This window comes from Jeotgalicoccus marinus DSM 19772 (genome assembly GCF_000425825.1).
GTDB lineage: Bacteria > Bacillota > Bacilli > Staphylococcales > Salinicoccaceae > Jeotgalicoccus > Jeotgalicoccus marinus.
The window spans coordinates 15,339-38,166 of the sequence record NZ_AUEE01000006.1 but is presented as its reverse complement, the minus strand read 5'-3'; the positions used below and the strand labels follow the sequence as shown (position 1 = coordinate 38,166).

Here is a 22,828-nt window from a genome sequence, read left to right as displayed (position 1 = left end):
CGAATGGAATTCAAATCTGAGTGGTTAGAAGAAGCTTTAAAGGCGAAAGATAATGCCTATACACCTTATTCAAAATTTAACGTCGGTGCGTTACTAATTACAGATGAAGATGAGTATATTTACGGTGCTAATATTGAAAATGCTGCTTACCCAGCAACAATTTGTGCGGAAAGAACGGCCCTAGTTACTGCCTATGCAAATAATAAGAGAAAATTTAAGGCGATTGTTGTCGTTACAGATGCTAAAGAACCTGCTAGCCCATGTGGTACTTGTAGACAGGTTATGAAAGAGTTATGCCATGATGACATGCCAGTATTTTTAGTCAGCCCAAGTGGGGAAGTGATCGAGCGCACAGTAGATGATTTACTACCACTCGGTTTTAGTGGAAAGGATATGGAGTAATGGATTTTGGAGGGTTTAAATCCGGTTTCGTCAGCATTATAGGTCGACCAAATGTCGGCAAGTCTACCTTTATGAATAAGGTACTCGGTCAAAAAGTTGCAATTATGTCTGATAAAACACAGACAACAAGAAACAAGGTGCAGGGAGTCTATACAAAGGATGATTGTCAGATCGTTTTTATTGATACGCCTGGTATCCATAAACCTAAGCATCAGCTCGGTGAACACATGATGAAGGTTGCTAGAAACACTTTACGTGAGACAGAGGTCATCTTGTTTATCATAAATGCTGCAGAAGAAATTGGTCGCGGTGATGAATACATTATTGATATGTTAAAACATACAAAGACGCCGATTATTCTTGTCTTAAATAAGATTGATCTTGTCCACCCAGATGAGCTATTAAAGCAAATTGAAGTGTACAAAGATAAATTAGAGTTTAGTGATATCGTCCCAATATCAGCCTTACAGGGTAACAACATTGACCGTCTACTCAGTGTAATCGAAACCCATTTACCAGAAGGGCCAATGTACTATCCAAAAGATAGAATTACAGACCACCCTGAGTTCTTTATTGTTAGTGAATTGATTAGAGAAAAGGCCTTGCATCGCCTCAGTCAAGAATTGCCTCATGCAATTGGTGTTGAAGTATTGAAGATGAAAGGGCAAGATGATGGTGGCAAAGTCCACGTCGAGGCAACCATCTTTGTAGAACGCGATTCACAAAAAGGCATGGTTATCGGTAAGGGTGGTAAGATGCTTAAGGAAATCGGACAAGAGGCGCGTCGTGACATAGAAAACTTATTGGGTAGTAAGGTGTACCTTGAGCTATGGGTTAAGGTCCAGAAAGATTGGAGAAATAAACCACAATTTATTCGCTCACTCGGCTATAAGGATGAAGAATATTAAAAATAGGTGAGTAAATGATTTATCAGCAAACAGGCATGATGATCAGGCAGACAAATTACAGTGAGACTAGCCGTATCATAACAATATTAACAGAGAGTGGGGAACAAGTTCCCTTGATGGCTAGAGGCTTTAACAAACCGAAAAGCCCTTTTACTGTATTGAGACAAGGTTTCTTAGAAGCGCTGTTTACATATAATCGTTTCAAAGGTATGGGTACTTTAAATGATGTTGATGTGACCGAGCGTTATACAAATTTAAATAGTAACTTTGAGCTATATACACATGGTTCTTATATATTAGAAGTTATCAGTCGAGCACTGGATGAGAACTATGCTGAAAGTGCCTACTACAATCTTTTAAGGAAAGCCTATGACCTTCTAGATGATAATAATGAACGCTATTCAGTTACAAGTTTAGTACTTATTAAAATGTTACCTGCCTACGGTGGCGAACTTAATGTTGATTCTTGTGCGATTTGCGGCGAGTCTAATTATCAAAACTATAGTCACTATTCATTTAAATACCACAGTGTAATCTGCAATCGTTGTTTAAGTGAAGAAAGTCTAGAACGGGCAGTTGCAATATCGAATAAGGTGCTATATTTTTCACTATATTTAAAGCACGTTAAAATTAGAGATGTAAAAAGTATTCATATTTCAGAAGACATAGGTAAGCAATTACTACGATTTATAGAGATGCTTTATGATGAATATAGTGGTGTATATTTTAAAAGTAAAAAATTAATAGACAAATAACGTCCTTAGCTAATGCTAGGGACGTTTATATGTTTAATTTAGCTTTCTTAAATCCTTAATTATTTCATCAGAATTGAATTCTTGTTCTCCAACGTCTACACCGGAATAATCTTTTATTAGCACACCATCTTCGTCTACAAGATATAAGGCTGTACTATGTAAAACCTGGTTGCCACCGTCTTGTGGTGCTTTGATGACAGATTTAAAATTGTTAAGTGCATAGTCTCTAATATATTCAAAGTCATAGCCAGTGAGTAATTGCCATTCGATACTTTCATCTTTGTCGTACCAACTGATATATTCACTGAGTATTTCTGGACTGTCGTATTCTGGATCTACAGAAAAGCTGACCAGCCCTACATCGGTAAGATTATTATCTTTAAGCTTAGTTGTCAATTCGGCTAGATTGGCAGTCATTGGAGGACAAACAGTCACACAGTTTGTAAAGATCTGATTGACGAGCCATACCTTGTTTTCCATGTTATCACGTGTAAAACTTTGGCCATCTTGATTGATTGCTTCAAAATCTTTTAAGGTGTTACCATAATATGAATTGGGTTCTATGTCGTTTGAACACGATGAGAGGATTATAACAAGAAATAATAATAAGTATCGTTTCAACGGGTGACGCCCCCTTATATGTAAAAGGCACCCTAAGGTGCCTTTTATTAATATTTGATTCTTGATGATAAGAAGTCATGGACATCGTCGATTGCAATACGTGTTTGTTCCATCGTATCACGATCTCTGATGGTCACTTTCTTATCTTCTAATGAATCAAAGTCAAATGTAATACAGTACGGTGTACCAATTTCATCTTGACGACGGTAACGTTTACCGATTGATTGAGATTCATCGAACTCTATGTTGAAGTCGCCCGCAAGTTTAGAATAAACTTCCATAGCTTCAGAGCTTAATTTCTTAGATAGTGGTAAAACAGCTGCTTTAAACGGTGCAAGCGTCGGGTGGAAGCGTAATACTGTACGTTTCTCATCACCTTCAAGCGTTTCTTCGTCGTAAGCATCACATAGGAATGCTAAAGTCATACGGTCTAAACCAAGTGATGGCTCGATACAGTATGGCACATACTTTTCGTTCGTTTCAGGATCATGATAATTGAAGTCCTCATTAGAGTGCTCCATATGCTTACGAAGGTCGAAGTCTGTACGACTTGCAATACCCCAAAGCTCACCCCAGCCAAATGGGAATTTATATTCTATGTCAGTCGTTGCGTTAGAGTAGTGTGATAATTCATCTTCATCATGGTCTCTAAGACGAGTGTTTTCTTCTTTTAGATTTAAATCTTTTAACCAGTTAACAGCGAAATCTTTCCAGTAGTTTTGCCACTCAATTTCAGTACCTGGCTTACAGAAGAATTCAAGTTCCATCTGATCAAATTCACGTGTTCTAAAAGTGAAGTTACCAGGGGTAATCTCATTACGGAATGATTTACCAACTTGTCCGATACCAAATGGTAATTTTTTACGCATTGTTCTTTGAACATTTTTGTAGTTTACAAAGATACCTTGTGCAGTTTCTGGACGGAGGAATAATTCGTTTGTTGAACCTTCTGTTACACCTTGGAAGGTTTTAAACATCAAGTTAAACTGACGAATTTCAGTATAATCGTTGGCACCACAAGTCGGGCAAACGATGTTCTTTTCTTCGATTATTTCTTTCATTCTATCGAAAGATAAACCATCAGCAACAAAAGTGTCATCTTCTTTTTGCATGACATCTTCGATCAATTTGTCTGCACGGTGACGCGATTTACAGTTTTTACAGTCTATCATTGGGTCATTAAAGTTTCCTAAGTGACCTGATGCTTCCCAAGTTTTAGGATTCATTAAGATGGCAGCGTCAATACCAACATTGTATGGTGATTCCTGAATGAATTTTTTCCACCATGCGTTTTTAACATTGTTTTTAAGGGCGATTCCAAGTGGACCATAGTCCCAAGTATTTGCAAGACCACCGTAGATTTCACTACCCGGGAAAACAAAGCCTCTCGTTTTTGCTAAGTTTACAATCGTATCCATATTCATGATAAATGCAACTCCTTTTATTTTTAACTTTGATATAGAAAAATCCCTGGACAGCAATAATATATGCTATCCAGGGACGAGCGTAGCCCGCGGTTCCACCCAATTTAGTAAGAAAACTCGCTTTTATATATAAAGTTATTTTATAAGTTATTTCAATGCCAAATTTGTTGTTAAGCTTACACCATCCTTAACTCGCTTAATGCTATTATATAATCGGCTAGTTTGGAATGCAAGTGCGATCATATTTCTTTATCTCGATAAATATTATATAATATTTATGTTGGGAGTGAGAACGTGGAACTGAATGAGCGACAAGAAAAAATACTAAACATTGTAAAGCAACATGGTCCCATTACAGGAAGTAATATCGCTGCACAATTGTCTTTAACAAGAGCGACATTGAGACCGGACTTGGCAATTTTAACGATGTCAGGATTTTTAGATGCTAGGCCGAGAGTCGGTTATTACTATACAGGGAAAGAAACTAATGATGTCATTTCTCTCAAGGTAAATAATTTACTCGTTAAAGATGTGCAAAGCTTACCAATAGTTATTACAACTGAAACAACAATCTATGATGCAATCGTTAAAATGTTTTTAGAGGATGTTGGTACACTGTATGTTATTGACGAAGTAAAAACGTTGCAAGGCGTTGTTTCAAGAAAAGACTTACTCAAAGGCACGATGAGCTTTAGTGATATTGAAAACACTTCGGTTAGTACAATTATGATGAGAAAGCCTAATATAACTGTATGTTACGCTGATGATTCACTTTTGTACGCAGCAAAACAGCTTATTGACCGTCAAATTGACTCTCTACCAGTCGTTAAAGACGTAGATGATAATTTAGAAGTCATCGGTCGAATCACTAAAACTAATATTACAAAAGTATTCGTAAACTTAATGGAGTGATTATATATGACAAACTTAAAAGTAATCGTTGCATCAGACTCTGTAGGAGAAACCGGTGAACTAGTCACAAAAGCTTGTCTCTCACAATTCGATCTTGATGCTCCAGATAATATTATAATTCGTTACCCTTATGTAGACTCTACTGAAGATATTGATGATGTCATCGATTTAGCTAAAAGTAAAGATGCTTTAGTTGTATACACTATAATCACCCCTTCATTAAGAGAGTACATAGATGCTGAAATGGTTCAAGAAGAAATTTCTTATATTGATGTTATGGGCCCATTAATACGTGAAATCTCTAATGCAACTGGCCAAGTACCATTAAATGAACCGGGAAGAGTCCACCGCTTAGACGAAGATTACTTTAAAAAAATTGAAGCAATTGAATTTGCAGTTAAATATGATGATGGCAAGGATACGAGCGGCTTAGATAAGGCAGATATCATATTAATTGGTGTATCTCGTACATCGAAAACCCCATTATCTCAATTTTTAGCCTTAAAAAAATATAAGGTTATGAATGTTCCACTAGTTCCAGAAGTTAAACCCCCTCAAGAATTATTTGAGGTCAATCCTAAAAAGTGTGTGGCCCTTAGAATTAATCCAGAAACATTAAATAGAATCAGAAAAGAAAGACTATCACAGCTTGGCCTAAAAGATACTGCGATGTACGCGAATGGCTCAAGAATAGATGAGGAACTATCTTATTTTGATGAAATAATTGGAAAAATAGGCTGTCCAGTAATTGATGTATCTGATAAGGCCATTGAAGAAACTGCGAATGCTATCATGAGATATGTAGATAGCGAAAGTAATATCAGAGGGTGATTATTTGAAAATACCCGAGGAAACAATTGAAAACATAAGAACACAGACCGACATAATAGACTTAGTTTCAAGCTATATAAAACTTGAGAGACGCGGGCGTAACTATGTTGGTCTGTGCCCGTTTCATGACGAGAAAACACCATCCTTTTCAGTAAGTCCGGACAAACAGATTGCACATTGTTTCGGCTGTAAAAAGGGTGGTAATGTTTTTCAATTCCTAATGGAAATTGAAAATATTAGTTTTACAGAAGCGGCAAAAAAACTCGGTGAACCATTAGACATTAAGATTGAAACTGGTGAAATTGAAGTTGATCAAGGTGATATGTCACAGATCAAGATGCATGAATATATGACTGACTTATATCATCATCTGTTAATGAATACGAATGAAGGAAATCAACCTCTACAATATTTACTTGATAGAGGATTTACAACGGACCTGATTCGACAAGAAAAAATAGGCTTTGCTCCTGCGATGTCTTACTTTGCAAAAAATGCATTGCTAGAGCAAGGATATAATGAAGAATCGGCCTACCAAGCAGGGCTACTGTCTAGAAATGAAGAAAATTTTTCTTACTATGATCGATTTGTCGGACGGATTATGATTCCGATTAAGAATCATCAAGGTAATCACATTGGTTTTACAGCTCGGAGCATAGATGGTAGTGAACCGAAGTATTTAAACACACCAGAAACAGATATATTTAAAAAAAGAGAACTATTCTTCAACTTGTCTGATGCAAGGAAACACATTAGAAAAATGGATAATGTCATTCTTATGGAAGGGCATATGGACGTGCTAAAGGTTAAGATGACTAATGTTCAACATATTGTTGGGACCATGGGAACAGAGTTGAGTCGAGAGAATTTGACCTTATTAAAACGATTGTCATCAAACACTACGATTATGTTTGATGGTGATAAGGCCGGGCAAAATGCAACATTAAAGGTCGGCGACGCACTCTTACATGAAGGCCTGAATGTGTACGTTCAAAAACTGCCTGAGGGAATGGACCCTGATGAATATATAGAAAAATACGGTACTGAGAGTTTTGAGAATTTTATCGAAAAACGGATGCAGCACTATCTTCAATTTAAGGCGGAAAAATTTAAATCGGATGCTGGAGCCAACGACATGAAAATCAATCAGAACCTAAGTGTAGTGATTGAGGATTTAAAATTTGTAAGAGATTCACTAACTAGAGAACGGTTGGTTACTGTAATATCATCTATCTTCGATATTGACAAAGATGCGCTTAAAAACAGAATGCCATCAACAATGGTTACACAGGAAGCTACCTATACTGAACCTGAAGTCAATAGAAGGACTTTAAGTCTCAGGCAGAAAAAAGAAAGATATCTAACACGCATCATGATGTCTCACCCAGAATACTTGAAGACATACAGTGAAAAGCTCGATGAAAATATCTTAACTTATCAACCATATTATGATATAGTTAGAGGACTTTGTGTTTATTTTGAAACACATGAAGTGTTTGATATTTCTTTAGCCCTTAACTATCTAGACGGCGCACTGACAGACACACTGATTGACTTAGATAATATGAGGATTCATCAGGATGTGTCAGAGAGTGAAATAAATGATTACTTAGAAGACTTAAGTGGTATAAGAAATAATGAAAACGAAATTGAGCTTTTATCTCGTCAATTGGAATTAGCAGAGCGTGACAATGATGTAGAACTACAACTTAAGCTCACTCAGGAAATAATAGAACTGAATAGAATTCATAAGATGTAGTTTTTTATAACTAGGAGGCACAATATGGCGAACAAAAAAGCAGCTATTGCTGATACAAAAGATATTGATTTTACTAGCATTGAGCAGGTTAAAACTTATCTGTTAGATAAGGGTAAGAAAGAAGGTCAACTTTCTCACGAAGAAGTAGCCGATAAGCTTGCCAACTTTGAACTTGATTCCGATGCCATGGATGAATTTTTCGATGATTTAAATGAAAATGACATTCAAATGGTCAATGAAAAAGATGCATCTGATAAAGATGAGAAACTTAATCTTCATGATATGAGTGCACCTCCAGGTGTTAAAATTAATGACCCAGTTAGAATGTATTTAAAAGAGATTGGGCGTGTTGATCTCTTATCAGCTTCAGAAGAAGTTGAACTTGCCAAAAAAATTGAAGAAGGCGACGAAGTTGCACGTGCACGTCTAGCTGAAGCGAATTTACGTCTTGTTGTTAGTATTGCTAAACGTTATGTCGGTCGTGGCATGTTATTTTTAGACCTAATTCAAGAAGGGAATATGGGTCTAATTAAGGCTGTTGAGAAATTCGACTTTACTAAAGGTTTCAAATTCTCCACTTATGCAACTTGGTGGATTCGCCAAGCGATTACTAGAGCAATTGCAGACCAAGCTAGAACAATTCGTATTCCAGTTCACATGGTTGAAACGATTAACAAATTAATCCGTATTCAACGTCAATTATTACAAGATTTAGGTCGTGAACCAACACCTGAAGAAATCGGTGAAGAGATGGATTTACCAGCTGATAAGGTTCGAGAAATTCTAAAAATTGCCCAAGAGCCTGTATCACTGGAAACACCAATTGGTGAAGAAGATGACAGCCACCTTGGTGACTTTATAGAAGACCAAGAGGCACAAAGTCCTTCCGATCATGCTGCTTATGAATTATTAAAAGAGCAGCTTGAAGATGTTCTAGAAACATTGACGGACCGTGAAGAAAATGTACTTCGTCTACGATTTGGTTTAGATGATGGACGTACGAGAACACTTGAAGAAGTTGGTAAGGTATTTGGGGTTACCAGAGAGCGAATTCGTCAAATAGAAGCGAAGGCTTTAAGAAAACTCAGACATCCTTCAAGAAGTAAAAAATTAAAAGATTTTATGGACTAATATGTGTAATTTTTTCTCAAAATTGTTTTGACTTTGTCACAAATTGAGATACAATTGAATATGAGATTAAATCCATGTATTGAGGGGGTAACAAATTGAATAAAAATCCTATAATTCCATTTTTACTGATTATCTTCTTAGGAGTTGGACTTGTTTTCCTACTTTCAGGTGTAGGGGCGACTGATGACGGTGAAGAAGATGTAGCATCCGAAGAAGGTGCTTCAGAAGAATCAGGTGGCGGCGAAGAGGCATCAAGCGGTGACGTAGATGCTGAGGGTATCGCTCGCGATAACTGTGCATCATGTCACGGTCAAGACTTCTCTGGTGGTATGGGGCCTGCTTTAGCTGGTACTAGCCTAGATGAAGAAACTTTCACAACGACAGTTCGTGATGGTAGAGGTTCAATGCCTGCATTCTCAGCTGATCAAATTGCAGATGAAGAACTTACTGCTTTATATCAATTCTTCTCTGAACAATAATTATTTTTAAAAGACTCTCAAAACTTGAGAGTCTTTTTCTGTATAGGAGCGAATTTATGTTAAATGAACGATTGAGATTAGTATCAGATTATATTACTGGTAATACATTGGTTGATATTGGTTCAGACCATGCATATCTACCGATTTATGCGATTGAAAATGGGTTATGTCAATCTGCAATTTGTGGAGAAGTTGTAGAGGGCCCCTTTGATTCATCAGTAAAAAATGTGAAAGAAAAAAACATGGATGATAAGATTGAAGTCCGCTTTGGTGATGGTTTAAAAATTTTAAATGAATCGGATCAAGTCGATACGATTACAATATGTGGTATGGGTGGACCACTGATTGCATCTATTATTGAGACTGGCTTTAAAAACGTATCTGGAAAACCAAGAATTATCGCTCAGGCAAATACTTACCCTTACAAGGTAAGACAAGTTATGTCTATACTTAACTACCAAGTAAGTGATGAACGACAATATAAAGATGGTCCACATTTTTACGATATTATTGTTTTTGATTATTGTCCTGATAAGCCGTCATATAGTGAGAGAGAACTGAGATTTGGTCCTTTAAACTTAGTGAGAAGAACAGATTTGTTTATCGATGATTTAAAACGTGAAAAACAACATATTGAAAAAATTCTTCTTGGTATTAAAGAAACAGAACAAAATAAAGGTAAAATTACTGAGCTAAAAAAAGAGTTACAAGTTTTAAATGAGGTGATTGATCATGACCACAGTTAAAGATTTATTTAAAGTTCTTGATACAATAGCCCCCTTTAATGATAGTGAAACTTGGGACAATACAGGTTTACTTGTCGGAGATATGAATAACGAGGTGACGGGTGTTTTGACCACACTCGATTGTCACACATCCACTGTCGATGAAGCAATAGACTTAGGTGCTAATGTTATTGTTGCTCACCACCCACTCATCTTTTCAAAATTATCATCTGTAACTGAATCTGGCATTGGGAAGATTATTAGAAAATTAATTAAACATGATATTAACCTAATAGCCATGCATACGAATCTTGATCATCAGACAAATGGTGTAAGCCACATGATTGCATGTAAACTTGGCTTTGAAGACACGGAAGTGTTACTGCCACTAGCTGGAAATTTTAAAAAGCTTAGAATTAATATTACACGTGAAGAAAAAGAGAAGTTCAAGGAAAATATGCTTAAAAATGCACCTGTTGGTAAGATGGGCGAATATTCTGAAGTGAGTTTTGAATATGAGGTCCAAGGCCAATTTAAACCGAGTCAAAATGCCAATCCAACGATAGGTAAGAGTGGTGAGCTAGAACATGTAGAAGAATTTGTCCTAGAGTGTATATTCGATGCTAAAGATACTGAAGCAGTCGTTTCTGCAATTTATAAGTACCATCCATTTGAAACTCCAGCTTTTGATATTATTTCTATTGATATGAATAAGAACGAAGGACTTGGTGTGAGTTTTCAATTTGGGGAATCTCTTGATGATTTAGTAAACAGACTAGAAGCCGTAATGGATAGAAAGATTGTTAACCTAGTTAAAGCAAATGATAATCCAATAAACAAGGTCGCAATCATCGGTGGATCCGGTATGTCCTATGTAAATGATGTATTTAAAAAAGACGTTGATGTTTTAATTACAGGTGACGTTAAATATCATGAAGCATATGTTGCAAAACTAGCCGGATGGAATATTATAGATGCTGGACACTATTTAGAAATAGTGATGGTTGATGGTTTACAATCATTGATAGAAAAGTATAGTGATGTCACAGTCTATGCATCAAGCGTGAATACTAATCCATTTGAATAACAAAGTAAAAGCGCTTGGGATCATTGTCCCAAGCGCTTTCGTATTTCACTATTCCATAATTTTAACTGGAGTAGGATTTTTAATTTTCGGCAAGATTTTTCTCATCGGTACAACAGATTCAGGTGTCTTTTGCTCTTCGATGTTATAGTTCTTAATGTAATCAATAACTTCTTTAACAATCGGTGTCGGAGTCGAAGCACCGGCAGTAATTGCAACTTTCTCAACGCCTTCTAACCAAGAATTGTCCAATTCATTTAAGGAACTAATGCGGTATGCATTAGTATGTGCAATTTCCTTAGACACTTGTGCGAGACGGTTTGAGTTATTACTCTTAGGGTCACCGACTACAATAAGTAAGTCAGCTTCTCCTGCTTGTTCAGCAACTGCTTCTTGTCTTACTTGTGTTGCAAGACAAATTTCTTTATGCACTTCGATGTGTGGGTAACGTGTTTTAAGGTCGTCCATTAAGTGGCTGACATCCCACTGACTCATTGTTGTTTGGTTAGTAACAATGAGTTTTTTATCAGAAAGGAAATCTGGTAAATTCCCTACATCTTCAGGTGTTTCAATTAGGTGTACTTGACCGGGCGCAACACCGACAGCACCTTCAGGTTCTGGGTGATTTCTCTTACCAATATAAATCACATGATAATCATCTTTTGTTTTTTCTCTAATTAAATCATGTGTGAATTCTACGTCTGGACATGTCGCATCTATGCATACTAGACCTTTTTCTTTGGCTCTCTCTTTAACTTGTGGTGATACCCCATGTGCAGTAAATATTACTGTACCGTGGTCAATTTGTTCTAGAATTTCTAAACGGTTTGGGCCATCTAATGTAATGATACCTTCTTCTTCAAAAGCATCCGTTACATGTTTATTGTGTACGATCATACCGAGAATATATATAGGACGCGGTAGAGTTTTGTCTAAGGATGCGTTTCTTGCAATGACCATTGCGTCAACGACACCATAACAATACCCACGCGGTGAAATTTTAATAATATCCATAAATGAAACTCCTCCTTAATAAAGATTATACTTGATTTTGATTCACTTTCAATCATCAAGTCAACTATTGTAATTCTATAGCGTAATTAGTGAATTTTAGTTATAATTATGTAGAGTTTGAAAGGAACAGGTGACAAATATGTCCAAAGCATTTAAAAGATTTGAATTTGATGACACAGTGCTAAATGCAATAGAGAAAATCGGTTTTACCCATCCAACTTTAGTACAAGAACGTGTAATTCCTAAAGTTATGAAAGGTCAAAGCGTTGTTGCACAGTCTGCGACAGGTAGCGGTAAAAGTCACGCTTTCCTCTTACCCTTGATTCAAGGTATTGACCATGAAAAGAAATCTACACAAACAATTATTTTAACACCAACTAGAGAATTAGCCAAACAATTAGAGAACATGGCTAAAAAAGTTATAGCACATCTTGAAGGTGTGACTGTCCGAGCCTTCATCGGTGGTACAGATTTAAAACGCGATGAAGATAGAGCGAATCAGCAACCACAAATCGTTATCGGTACACCGAGACGAGTGAGGGATTTAATCGACAATCAAGCTTTAGATATTCATAATGCAAATAATATTGTCATTGATGAAGCAGACTTGATGGTGGACTTAGGGTTCATGGATGATGTGGATTACATTTCTAATCGCATCTCTAACCAGAGTCAATTTTTAGTCTTCTCTGCGACCATTCCAGAACCGTTAAAACACTTCTTAGAGAAGTATATTGGCGAGACTGAAATCATCGTCATTGACACACCTAAAAATAAAGCGTCTATTCACTACAGCTTAGTTCCGGTTAAGGGTAGTTCAAAGTTAGAAAAGACATTAGAACTGACACGTACCATTACGCCTTATATCGGTTTAATTTTTGCTAACTCACGTGAGCGTGCAGATGAATTGTATGCCTACTTAAAAGAAGAGGGTATCAATGTAGGGATTTTCCACGGTGGTTTAAAACCACGTGAAAGAAGCCAGGAAATTAAAAATATTGAAGGTTTGAAATATCACTGGGTCGTTGCAAGTGATTTAGCAGCACGTGGCCTAGATTTCGACGGTGCTTCACATGTGATTAACTACGATATTCCTAAACAAATTGAGTTCTTTACACACCGTTCAGGGCGTGTAGGGCGTGGTACTTACACTGGTGTCGCGATTACCTTGTATGAACCATCTGAAGAAAACTTAATCAATGAATTGGAAAGTAAAGGTTACATCTTTAATCATGAAGACCTACGTGGTGGGGAACTTAAAGAAATCAAGGACCGTACAACTAGAAAGTCTAGAACCAACCGTTCTAAAACGAATAAGACACAGAACTATAAAGTACGTAGTCCTAAAAAAGTAAAACCAGGTTATAAGAAAAAAATTAAGTACCAAAAAGAAGAGTTAGAACGTCAAGAAAGACGTCGTTACGCCAAGGCTAAATCAAGAAATGAAAAGAAACGTAAACAAAGAGAAAATAAGTAGGGGTGGATAACTATGTTACTCGGGTCACACGTATCAATGAGTGGTAAAAAGATGCTTGAAGAATCTGTAGAAACAGCAGCATCTTATGGCGCGAATACTTTCATGATCTACACTGGTGCACCACAAAATACGAGACGTAAAAAAATCGAAGATTTAAACATCGAAAAAGGGCATCAAAAGATGACAGAACTTGGTATTAGTGACTTTGTCGTTCATGCACCTTATATTATTAACATCGCTAATATAGAAAAAGAGAATGTGTTTAATCTAGGTGTGGATTTTCTCCAAGAAGAGATAGTAAGAACTGAAGCACTGGGAGCTAGTCAGATTGTCCTACATCCAGGATCACACGTCGGTGCAGGTAGTGAAGCCGCAATTAAGAAAATTATTGAAGGACTAAATGAAGTCTTAACAAATAAGAATAATGTACAAATTGCTTTAGAAACCATGGCAGGAAAAGGTACCGAAATCGGACGCTCATTTGAAGAACTGGCACAGATTATTGACGGTGTCACAAACAATGAAAGACTGAGTGTTACTTTTGACACTTGCCACGTTCACGATGCAGGTTATGATATTAAGAATGACTTCGATGGTGTTTTAAATGAATTTGATAAGATCATTGGTATCGACCGTATTAAGGTATTACACATGAATGACTCTAAAAATGATGTTGGCGCTCACAAAGATAGACATGAGAACTTTGGATTTGGATATCTAGGTTTTGATGCCTTATCTTACATTATTAATCATCCTGAGTTTAAAGATATTCCTAAAATCTTAGAAACCCCTTTTGTTGGTCCAGATAAGTCAAATCGCTTAGCACCATATAAACATGAGATTGAGATGATTAGAAGTGGAGAATTTGATCCAAATCTTCTCACTAAAATCAATCCAGCGGTTGCAGAGTTAGAGTAAAACAATTAAGAAACTAAAACTGTACTTAGTCAAGTTATGACCAGGTACAGTTTTTTCGTAATCATTCCTATTTACAAATCGTAACCATTCCATTATAATAACCAAGGTAGATAAAGGAGTGTAGATATGGTAACACCAATATTTGAACTTAAAAATGTCAGTTTTCAATATAAAGATAAATTGGAAGCGACACCTGCTTTAAAGCACATTTCCTTTGCCATTAACAAAGGTGAATTTCTAGCTATAGTCGGACCAAACGGCTCTGGTAAATCTACCTTATTAAAATTGATTCTTGGGGTGTATAAATTACAAGAAGGTGAAATTTTAATTAATGGCAATCAGAGGAAGTCATTCAATGCCTGGCAAGAGATCGGTTATGTATCTCAAAAAGCAGCAGCGAATGCTAAGGGATTTCCAGCGACGGTTAAGGAAGTTGTCTTAAGTGGTTTAACTAAAGAACGTGGATTATTTAAAAGATATTCTAAAAAAGATTATGAACGGTTAGATGAAGTGTTGGAGTTACTGGATATTAAGAACTTAAAAAATCAAAATGTATCTAACTTATCTGGTGGACAAACACAGCGTGTATTTATTGCAAGGGCACTAGTCAATAAGCCTTCGGTTCTAATTATGGATGAACCTACTGAAGGTATTGATAGTCAACATGTAAAAGATTTTTATAATGTCTTACTTAAATTAAAACGTGAGAATGTGACGATTTTACTTGTTACTCATGATATTGGAGTTGTAGTAGATAATGCAGACCGAGTGGCATGTTTGAATGAGCACTTACATTTTCATGGTACTAACGAAGAGTTTAAAAACCTAGGTGAAGCAGAGCTATCTAAAATTTACGGTTTTCCACTTCAGTTGGTTTCACATAATCACCAAAGGGAGTGCTGTAATTGATAGAAGCAATTTTAAATTATGATTTTATGAGATATTCCTTTGTTAGTGGGCTCATAGTTGGATTAATTGCACCACTATTAGGTACTTTCATTGTTGTAAGACGATTATCATTGATTGCCGATGCCCTAAGTCACGTTGCTTTAGGTGGTATTGCATTCGGGGTGTATATTTCATCGATTTTTAATATCATCATCAATCCAGTGATTTCAGGCGTTATATTCTCTGTCATTGGCGCTCTAGGAATAGAAAAGCTAAGGGGTTTATATAAACATTATTCAGAGATTGCCATTCCGATTATTATGAGCCTTGGTATTGCTCTAAGTGTCTTATTTTTATCTTTAGCAAATGGCTTTAATCAAGATTTATTTGGCTACTTGTTTGGTAGCATTAGTGCAGTAAGCTTTAATGACTTAATACTGATCAGTCTTATTGGTGTTATTGTTTTAGCTTTTGTCTTCTTACTTTATAAGGAGTTGTTCTTTATTTCCTTTGATGAGGAGTACGCCGGAGTGATGAAACTAAGTAAATATATTCATATTATATTTATTGTACTCGTCGCACTTGTCATCAGTGCTTCGATGAGGATTGTTGGTATCTTACTTGTAAGTGCCATGATGACTTTACCAGTTGCAAGTGCCATGAGAATAACTTCAAGTTTCAAGCAGTTGATGATAGTCAGTATTATCTTTGGCGAGATTTCAGTAATTGCAGGTTTATTTTTAGGTTATCATTTAGATATTTCACCAGGAGGCACAATAGTACTTGTATCTATTTTAATCCTGCTAATTACCTTATTATTAAACCGTGTAGGAGTTGTTAAAAATGCACAAAGAACTCAATGATTATAAAGCGATGTTACAAGAGGCAAATTTTAAAGTTACAAAGAAACGACTTAGAATGATTGAAATTTTTATGGAGGATGAGCGGTATTTATCCGCTAAAGAAATTCAGGAAAGCATGAATGAAGAATATCCAGGTATTAGTTACGATACAATCTATCGTAACCTTCATACCTTAAATGATATTAATGTACTCGAACAAACAACATTTTCAGGCGAGATGCAGTACAAAATTTCTTGTACAGATCATCATCACCATCACTTTATATGTGAAAAATGTGGTGAAACTAAAGTAATTAACTATTGTCCTGTTGGTGAGTGGCAAAAAGAATTAGGTGGTCTGACTATAAACAGTCATAAAGTTGAATTGTATGGCCTATGCGAGAAATGTGCCTAGTTTTGAGTATTCATAGAATATGGTATATAAAAAGGTGGAGATCAATATCGATCTCCACCTTTTCTTTATGAGTTACTCTTTAATTCTTCTTTTTCTAAACGCTTTTTCTCATGGTATTCTTCAGCTAAGATGTCAATCTCTTTCTTCAGTTCATCTACCATTGTTTCTTCAGGAACTTTTCTAACTGTTTTACCATGCATGAACAGTAGTCCCTCACCACGTGCACCTGCGATTCCGATATCAGCTTCACGTGCTTCACCTGGACCATTTACAGCACATCCAAGTACAGCAACTTTAAGTGGTGCTTTTACTGTAGAGATGTACTCTTCCATTTCATTGGCAATTGAAATTAAGTCAATTTCAATACGTCCACATGTCGGACATGCAATAAGTGTTGCAGCATTTGATGCAAGACCAAATGTTTTCAGCAGTTCCTTACAAACTTTTACTTCTTCAACAGGATCTGCAGATAATGAAATACGCATTGTATTTCCGATACCTTTAGAAATAATTGTACCTAAACCTGCGGCACTCTTGACTGTACCAGCAAACAATGTACCACTTTCAGTGATACCAATGTGTAATGGGTAGTCAAATGCTTTAGATGCTTTCTCATATGCTTCAATTGCTAAGTTAACATCAGAAGCTTTCATTGAAACGATAATATCATGGAAGTCTAATTCTTCTAGAATTTGAATGTGATGTAAGGCACTTTCAACCATACCCTCAGCAGTAGGGTAGCCATATTTTTTAATGATGTGTCTTTCTAAACTTCCGGCATTGACACCAATACGAATTGGAATACCTTTTGCCTTACATGCTTTAACAACTTCTTCAACTTTTTCTCTACGTCCAATATTACCAGGATTAATACGGATTTTATCCGCACCGCCCTCAACGGCAAGTAAAGCTAACTTGTAGTCAAAATGTATATCGACAACTAGCGGTATGTTGATTTGCTTTTTAATTTCAGCAATCGCTAATGCATCTTCTTCTTTCGGACATGCGACACGAACAATCTGACAACCTGCTTCCTCAAGTTCTTTAATCTGTGCAACTGTTGCTTCAACGTCGTGTGTTTTTGTCGTTGTCATACTTTGAATAATAATCTCATCGGCACCGCCGATTGTAAGATCGCCAACTCTAACTTTTCTAGTTTTTGTACGATGTGTAATTTCAGACATATACAAGCCCCTAATCTATTTTACTCATTTTATAATTTCATTATAATAAAAAAATCTGTGGAATGTAACCTTGACGCCTTAGCTTTGTGTTTTATTTTTCACAGGTAGCTTTTTATAATAATACACGAAAGGAATTAAAGCAAGAATAAATATCTGCCAGAGAAACAAACCTGTGGTCGTTTGGATAATGCCAATAATTAAAGCGGGTATTAAAATTGCATATGAGCCGATTTTAAACCAGTTCATATAGTCTGTCTTTTTATTACCGAGCTTGGCTAATCCACTAAATATAAATGATAGTATCAACATTAATGTAAAGACAAAGAAATATATTACAATGACATATATTGTAGCATACATAATAATGTAGAAATACAAACTAGACATCTGAGTCGTGATAAAATGTTCTAAACTCTCCTTATCATTTACATCACCGATTAAACTATAGGAAAACGTCCCATTTTGAAAATCAGCAATATATAAACCATCAGATAAAAACCCAAGGAGCACATCATCACTAATTTCTTCAACATTATCCTGACTGATTTGTTCAGTAAATAGTACTGAGTCACCGTTTAAGTTAATTATCTTGTCATCGCCGTGGTACTGCCCATTTTCTATGGTAAAGTCAGGAATTTCATTTTGAATTTCATCCAGCTCACCAAAGGTATTAGCAGTCAAAAACATAGAACTTATGTAGGGTAAAGAAATTAAAATAGATACTAAAAGTATGTTTAAAAGCAAGTATCTAAAGGGTACAGTTCTAAAGAGTGGGTACTTTTTAAACGTTAGTAAACGTTTAAGAAACTCAAAATATTTCATGTTATCATCCTTAATATTATTTAATAGGACTAAGGTCTTATTTTATTTTGATTTAAGCAATCTAATTGTTATTCTAACATCAAATTGCTATATTTAGGATGTAAACAATTTTGAAGGGAGATTTTTATTTATGGCTTTTGAATTACCAGAATTACCATATGCTTATGATGCATTAGAACCAACTATTGACAAAGAAACAATGGAGATTCACCATTCTAAGCACCATAACACTTATGTAACAAAATTAAACGATGCAGTTAAAGGTACTGATCTTGAGTCTAAATCTATCGAAGAAATTGTTAAAAACTTAAACTCTGTACCAGAAGACATCAAGACTGCTGTTCGTAACAATGGTGGAGGACACTACAACCACTCATTATTCTGGGAATTATTATCTCCAGAACAAAAAGAATTAACTGGTGAACTTAAAGATGCAATTGAATCAGCATTTGGTTCAGTTGACAAATTTAAAGAAGAATTTGAAGCTGCTGCAGCTGGGCGCTTTGGATCAGGTTGGGCATGGCTAGTTGTTAACAATGGTTCATTAGAAATCGTTACAACACCTAACCAAGATAACCCACTTACAGAAGGTAAAACACCTGTATTTGGTGTAGACGTTTGGGAACACGCTTATTACCTTAAATATCAAAACAAACGCCCTGAATATTTAAGTGCAATTTGGAACGTAGTTAACTGGGACAAAGTTAACGAACTTTACCAAGCAGCTAAATAATATTTTATAGTTTAAAGACGAGGATTTTTCCTCGTCTTTTTTTTATTTAACGGATATACTTAAAAATATGTTAAAATGATGTGGACTTTATTAAAGGGTTTGATTTGTGTGAAACGTGCAAAAATAAAAAGCTTAGATGCAATAAATAAACAAGTGCTTCGAGCAAGAATTAACATCTTGATGTTAGTAATTTTTGGTTTATTTCTAATCATCATTATTAGACTTGGATACTTACAAATTGTCTTAGGTGATACATATCAAGAACAAGTTGAAAATGCGCAATATGTAGAAATCAATCAGAGTGTTCCACGAGGAGAAATATACGATAGAAATGGTAACTTACTCGTTGGAAACTCGGCTGAACAAGCAATCTATTTCACAAGGCATAGAAACATGTCTAATTTTGAAATTATGGATGTAGCTGAAGAGTTAAGTTCATACCTAACGATGGATACGAGTAGCTTATCTCTTAGAGATAAACAAGACTTTATTATAAATAATTATCCAAATGAGCTCGAACAAGTGATGTCTGAACAGGTCGCTTTACTAGAAAATGGTGGTATTTCTCAGAATGAATTCAATGAAGAAGCATATGAAATGATTGATGAAGAATTTGCTGATTCTGTCTTAAGAGAAGAAGATTTAAATATTATAGCAATCTATGTTGAAATGGCATCAGCAAGCGAACTCAATCCTGTCATCGTAAAAAGTGAAGATGTGACGGAAGAAGAATTTGCTTCTATTAATGAAGACTTAGATCAACTCACCGGGATAACAACAGGCTTAGATTGGGAAAGAACATATCCGTATGATGACTCTCTCAGAACGATACTAGGAGAAGTATCAACAAATGAAGAAGGGTTGCCAAGAGAGCTCGTTGAATACTATCAGGCACTTGGTTACTCGAGAAATGATAGGGTCGGTAAGTCTTATTTAGAATTCCAATATGAGGATGTACTTCGCGGCAAGAAACCTCAAGTGAAATACACTACAGATAAATCCGGTCGGATAATCGGTGAAGAAACTATAGAAGAGGGTAAAGCTGGAGACGATCTTTATCTCACAATCGATATAGAACTTCAAAAGGAACTTGAGGAGATTGCAGAACACCACTTAACTGGAATTCGAAATCTCGCTGAAGAAATTGTTGAAATGGATGAAACAAGAGGAGATCTCGATTATACAATTATTCCTGAATACATCGACACAGTTCAACTAGTCGTACAAGATCCAAATAATGGTGATATTTTAGCGATGGTCGGTAAGACTATCAATGAAGATGGAGATATTGTCGATTACGATTATGGCACCTTAACAGCGACCTATGTACCAGGTTCTTCTATTAAAGGGGCAACAGTTGCGACTGGCTATCAAGAGGATGTTTTTGAAGTAGGCGAAGTCGTTATCGATGAACCACTCTATATTTCGAGTGACCAACCGAGAGCTTCATTCTTTAATCCAGATGGTAGAGAACCTGTAGATGATCAAAGGGCATTAATGGTATCATCCAATACTTATATGTTTAAGGTAGCACTTGGTTTACTAGGTCTAGATTATTCACAGAATATGGCATTACCTACAGATATCGATCAAGCAGGCTATGATTTAAGAAATGGTCTCAATCAGTTTGGTCTAGGTATTTCAACAGGTATAGACCTACCGAATGAAGCGACAGGTCTTTCACCACAGCTTAACGCAACAAATCTTTTAAACTTAGCAATTGGCCAATATGACACATATACTGCACTACAGTTATCTCAGTACATGTCTACATTTGCAAATGATGGCAAACGTGTCCAGCAACACTTAGCTAAAGAAGTCAGAGGTTCAAATGCAAATGATAAAGGACAAGTCATCCGTTCATATGGCACTAACGTATTGAATACGATACCGATTACAAGTGAACAACTAAAACAAATTCAAGCAGGATTCTATGATGTGTTTAACACACATGACCAAGCAAGAGATATGTATGGAACAGGTTGGGATGCATATCACGAACTGGAACCTAAGGCCGCTGGTAAAACAGGAACGGCGGAAAGTTTTAGAGATGGTGATCCTGTCTTGAACCAAACTTACTTAGGCTATGCACCATATGATGATCCTGATATGGCATTCTCAATTATCTTCCCAACATTGCCAAGTACAGTACCATTCTTCCCTGCCCAATACATGGGACAGGATGTTGTTCAAAAATACTACGAGATCTACTATGGTCAAGATGAAGAACCACTTCATAATTACGATGCGTCAGAATTTTATCAAGAACTTGAATATGGCAGCTATTAATACCCGAATTTATTCGGGTATTTTTGTATTTACATAATCTTAACACTACATTTATTTTAGATTTACAATACTTCCTTAGAATATGAATGTAACAATAATTAATACTTAATTGGAGGAATTTTGGCGATGAAGAAGAATTTATTTCTTGCTGCGCTACTAATGAGCTTAATGTTCATTCTAGCTGCATGTTCTGGTTCTGGCTCTGAAGAAGACACTAGTACTGAAGAAGATACTGGTTCTGAAGAGACTACTGAAGAAGGGTCTGAAGACGAAAGTACTGAAGAAGGATCTGAAGATGAAAGTTCAGAAAGCGGATCATCTGCAGAAGTTACAGGTTCTGTAAACGAAGATGATGAGCAAATCGCTGGTGAAGGTTCTTCAACAGTATTCCCGATTCTAAACTTACTAGTTGAAGACTTCAATGCTGATCACGGTGTTGCTGTTGAACTAGGTGGTAACGGAACTGGATCTGGTTTCAGTGCATTAATCGACGGTTCTGCTCAATTCGCTAACGCATCACGTGGAATTGAACAAGAAGAAATCGATGCACTTGAAGAAGCAGGAATCGAGTACACTGAATTTTTAGTTGCAACTGATGGACTAACTGTTGCTGTCAATCCAGCTAACGACTTTGTAGAAGATTTAACTTTTGAAGAGCTACAAACAATCTACTCAGGTGAGGCTGAAAACTGGTCTGATGTTCGTGAAGACTTCCCTGAAGAACCTATCACTGCATACGGTCCTGACCAATCACACGGAACTCACGATTTCTTCAATGAAGAAGTTATGGAAGAAGAAGGTGTTCAAGGACAATTAATCCAAGACACTAACCAAGTTGTTTCTTCTGTAGTAGGAGATCAAAATGCAATTGGTTTCTTCGGATATAGCTTCTACCAAGCAAATGCTGATCAGCTTAAAGCTGTAAACATTGTTGGTCCAGACAGTGAAGAAGCTGTTGAACCATCATTTGAAAACGTAATGGACTTCTCTTATCCATTATCTCGTCCACTTTACGTTTACGCTAATAACTCAGCTTTAGAAGAGAATGAAACATTCCATACATTCATGGAATACACTCTTAAAAATTCACAATCAGCTGCAGAAGAAGTTGGATATGTACCTCTTGAAGACGACGCACTTGAAGAAGAACTTTCTAAACTTCCAAACTTAGAACAATAAGTAAAAATCTTATAACAATGGACGGGATGATTTGTA

At 36.2% G+C, this 22,828-nt stretch carries 23 protein-coding genes; 18 read left to right on the top strand and 5 right to left on the bottom strand.

The genetic code is table 11. The features are described 5' to 3' along the window. Positions 1 to 3: 3 nt before the first annotated feature. Genes cdd through recO form a run of 3 tightly spaced genes read left to right on the top strand, consistent with a single transcriptional unit; the run spans position 4 to position 2,065 of the window. The gene (gene cdd / locus H624_RS0103840; RefSeq protein ID WP_026866426.1) at positions 4 to 402 is read left to right on the top strand and encodes a cytidine deaminase; all 399 of its coding nucleotides are present in this window, start codon (positions 4 to 6) and stop codon (positions 400 to 402) included. Then, positions 402 to 1,310 carry a GTPase Era gene (gene era / locus H624_RS0103835; protein ID WP_026866425.1) on the top strand — a complete coding sequence of 303 codons (909 nt, stop codon included), beginning with the start codon at positions 402 to 404 and terminating at the stop codon, positions 1,308 to 1,310. The genes cdd and era overlap by 1 nt, the downstream gene beginning before the upstream one ends. A gap of 14 nt (positions 1,311 to 1,324) precedes the next feature. Next, positions 1,325 to 2,065 (top strand): DNA repair protein RecO, encoded by a 741-nt coding sequence (gene recO, locus H624_RS0103830; RefSeq protein WP_026866424.1) that lies wholly within the window; start codon positions 1,325 to 1,327, stop codon positions 2,063 to 2,065. Between the two features lie 33 nt (positions 2,066 to 2,098). On the opposite strand, the gene H624_RS0103825 is transcribed toward recO, so the two are convergent. Together H624_RS0103825 and H624_RS0103820 are read right to left on the bottom strand one after the other, a co-directional pair. Beyond that, positions 2,099 to 2,686, bottom strand: coding sequence for an SCO family protein (locus tag H624_RS0103825; protein ID WP_026866423.1), 588 nt, complete (start codon positions 2,684 to 2,686; stop codon positions 2,099 to 2,101). Between the two features lie 47 nt (positions 2,687 to 2,733). Next, positions 2,734 to 4,110, bottom strand: coding sequence for a glycine--tRNA ligase (locus H624_RS0103820; RefSeq protein WP_026866422.1), 1,377 nt, complete (start codon positions 4,108 to 4,110; stop codon positions 2,734 to 2,736). Between the two features lie 294 nt (positions 4,111 to 4,404). Between H624_RS0103820 and ccpN the strand changes: the two genes are divergently transcribed. From ccpN to H624_RS0103785, 7 genes are all read left to right on the top strand, one after another. Continuing rightward, positions 4,405 to 5,022 carry a transcriptional regulator CcpN gene (gene ccpN / locus H624_RS0103815; RefSeq protein ID WP_026866421.1) on the top strand — a complete coding sequence of 206 codons (618 nt, stop codon included), beginning with the start codon at positions 4,405 to 4,407 and terminating at the stop codon, positions 5,020 to 5,022. Positions 5,023 to 5,028: 6 nt separating this feature from the next. Beyond that, positions 5,029 to 5,853 carry a pyruvate, water dikinase regulatory protein gene (locus H624_RS0103810; RefSeq protein ID WP_026866420.1) on the top strand — a complete coding sequence of 275 codons (825 nt, stop codon included), beginning with the start codon at positions 5,029 to 5,031 and terminating at the stop codon, positions 5,851 to 5,853. Positions 5,854 to 5,857: 4 nt separating this feature from the next. Continuing rightward, the gene (gene dnaG, locus H624_RS0103805; RefSeq protein ID WP_026866419.1) at positions 5,858 to 7,612 is read left to right on the top strand and encodes a DNA primase; all 1,755 of its coding nucleotides are present in this window, start codon (positions 5,858 to 5,860) and stop codon (positions 7,610 to 7,612) included. A 24-nt stretch (positions 7,613 to 7,636) separates the two neighbouring features. After that, a complete protein-coding gene (gene rpoD, locus H624_RS0103800) occupies positions 7,637 to 8,743 on the top strand; it encodes an RNA polymerase sigma factor RpoD (RefSeq protein WP_026866418.1) in 1,107 nt (368 codons plus the stop codon). A gap of 95 nt (positions 8,744 to 8,838) precedes the next feature. After that, positions 8,839 to 9,222: a c-type cytochrome gene (locus H624_RS0103795; protein ID WP_026866417.1), complete on the top strand. Its 384-nt coding sequence runs from the start codon at positions 8,839 to 8,841 to the stop codon at positions 9,220 to 9,222. Between the two features lie 56 nt (positions 9,223 to 9,278). Next, positions 9,279 to 9,968: a tRNA (adenine(22)-N(1))-methyltransferase gene (locus H624_RS0103790; protein ID WP_026866416.1), complete on the top strand. Its 690-nt coding sequence runs from the start codon at positions 9,279 to 9,281 to the stop codon at positions 9,966 to 9,968. After that, positions 9,955 to 11,034 (top strand): Nif3-like dinuclear metal center hexameric protein, encoded by a 1,080-nt coding sequence (locus H624_RS0103785; RefSeq protein ID WP_035855997.1) that lies wholly within the window; start codon positions 9,955 to 9,957, stop codon positions 11,032 to 11,034. Before H624_RS0103790 ends, H624_RS0103785 begins: the two co-directional genes overlap by 14 nt. A 48-nt stretch (positions 11,035 to 11,082) precedes the next feature. Here the strand turns inward: H624_RS0103785 and H624_RS0103780 are convergent, their stop codons facing one another. Next, positions 11,083 to 12,045 carry a 4-hydroxy-3-methylbut-2-enyl diphosphate reductase gene (locus tag H624_RS0103780; RefSeq protein WP_026866414.1) on the bottom strand — a complete coding sequence of 321 codons (963 nt, stop codon included), beginning with the start codon at positions 12,043 to 12,045 and terminating at the stop codon, positions 11,083 to 11,085. Between the two features lie 139 nt (positions 12,046 to 12,184). Here H624_RS0103780 and H624_RS0103775 point away from each other — a divergent pair, with 139 nt between their 5' ends. From H624_RS0103775 to H624_RS0103755, 5 genes are all read left to right on the top strand, one after another. After that, positions 12,185 to 13,522: a DEAD/DEAH box helicase gene (locus H624_RS0103775; RefSeq protein ID WP_026866413.1), complete on the top strand. Its 1,338-nt coding sequence runs from the start codon at positions 12,185 to 12,187 to the stop codon at positions 13,520 to 13,522. A 12-nt stretch (positions 13,523 to 13,534) separates the two neighbouring features. Then, positions 13,535 to 14,440 carry a deoxyribonuclease IV gene (locus tag H624_RS0103770; protein ID WP_026866412.1) on the top strand — a complete coding sequence of 302 codons (906 nt, stop codon included), beginning with the start codon at positions 13,535 to 13,537 and terminating at the stop codon, positions 14,438 to 14,440. Between the two features lie 126 nt (positions 14,441 to 14,566). Further along, entirely contained in the window at positions 14,567 to 15,349 is a 783-nt protein-coding gene (locus tag H624_RS0103765; RefSeq protein ID WP_026866411.1) for a metal ABC transporter ATP-binding protein, read from the top strand. Then, on the top strand, positions 15,346 to 16,191 hold the full coding sequence (locus H624_RS0103760) for a metal ABC transporter permease (RefSeq protein WP_026866410.1): 846 nt from the start codon (positions 15,346 to 15,348) through the stop codon (positions 16,189 to 16,191). Before H624_RS0103765 ends, H624_RS0103760 begins: the two co-directional genes overlap by 4 nt. Continuing rightward, positions 16,172 to 16,585, top strand: coding sequence for a Fur family transcriptional regulator (locus H624_RS0103755; protein WP_026866409.1), 414 nt, complete (start codon positions 16,172 to 16,174; stop codon positions 16,583 to 16,585). The genes H624_RS0103760 and H624_RS0103755 overlap by 20 nt, the downstream gene beginning before the upstream one ends. A gap of 65 nt (positions 16,586 to 16,650) precedes the next feature. Here H624_RS0103755 and ispG read toward each other — a convergent pair whose 3' ends face one another. Both ispG and H624_RS0103745 read right to left on the bottom strand, forming a co-directional pair. Beyond that, positions 16,651 to 17,769: a flavodoxin-dependent (E)-4-hydroxy-3-methylbut-2-enyl-diphosphate synthase gene (gene ispG / locus H624_RS0103750; protein WP_026866408.1), complete on the bottom strand. Its 1,119-nt coding sequence runs from the start codon at positions 17,767 to 17,769 to the stop codon at positions 16,651 to 16,653. 78 nt (positions 17,770 to 17,847) lie between these two features. Then, complete coding sequence (locus tag H624_RS0103745) at positions 17,848 to 18,591, bottom strand: DUF1189 family protein (RefSeq protein ID WP_026866407.1); 744 nt, start codon at positions 18,589 to 18,591, stop codon at positions 17,848 to 17,850. A 130-nt stretch (positions 18,592 to 18,721) separates the two neighbouring features. Here H624_RS0103745 and H624_RS0103740 point away from each other — a divergent pair, with 130 nt between their 5' ends. The 3 genes from H624_RS0103740 (at position 18,722) to H624_RS0103730 (ending at position 22,792) form a co-directional block, all read left to right on the top strand. Continuing rightward, complete coding sequence (locus H624_RS0103740; RefSeq protein ID WP_026866406.1) at positions 18,722 to 19,324, top strand: superoxide dismutase; 603 nt, start codon at positions 18,722 to 18,724, stop codon at positions 19,322 to 19,324. A 108-nt stretch (positions 19,325 to 19,432) separates the two neighbouring features. Further along, entirely contained in the window at positions 19,433 to 21,613 is a 2,181-nt protein-coding gene (locus H624_RS0103735) for a peptidoglycan D,D-transpeptidase FtsI family protein (protein WP_026866405.1), read from the top strand. Between the two features lie 126 nt (positions 21,614 to 21,739). After that, positions 21,740 to 22,792, top strand: coding sequence for a phosphate ABC transporter substrate-binding protein PstS family protein (locus tag H624_RS0103730; RefSeq protein ID WP_026866404.1), 1,053 nt, complete (start codon positions 21,740 to 21,742; stop codon positions 22,790 to 22,792). Positions 22,793 to 22,828: the final 36 nt, after the last annotated feature.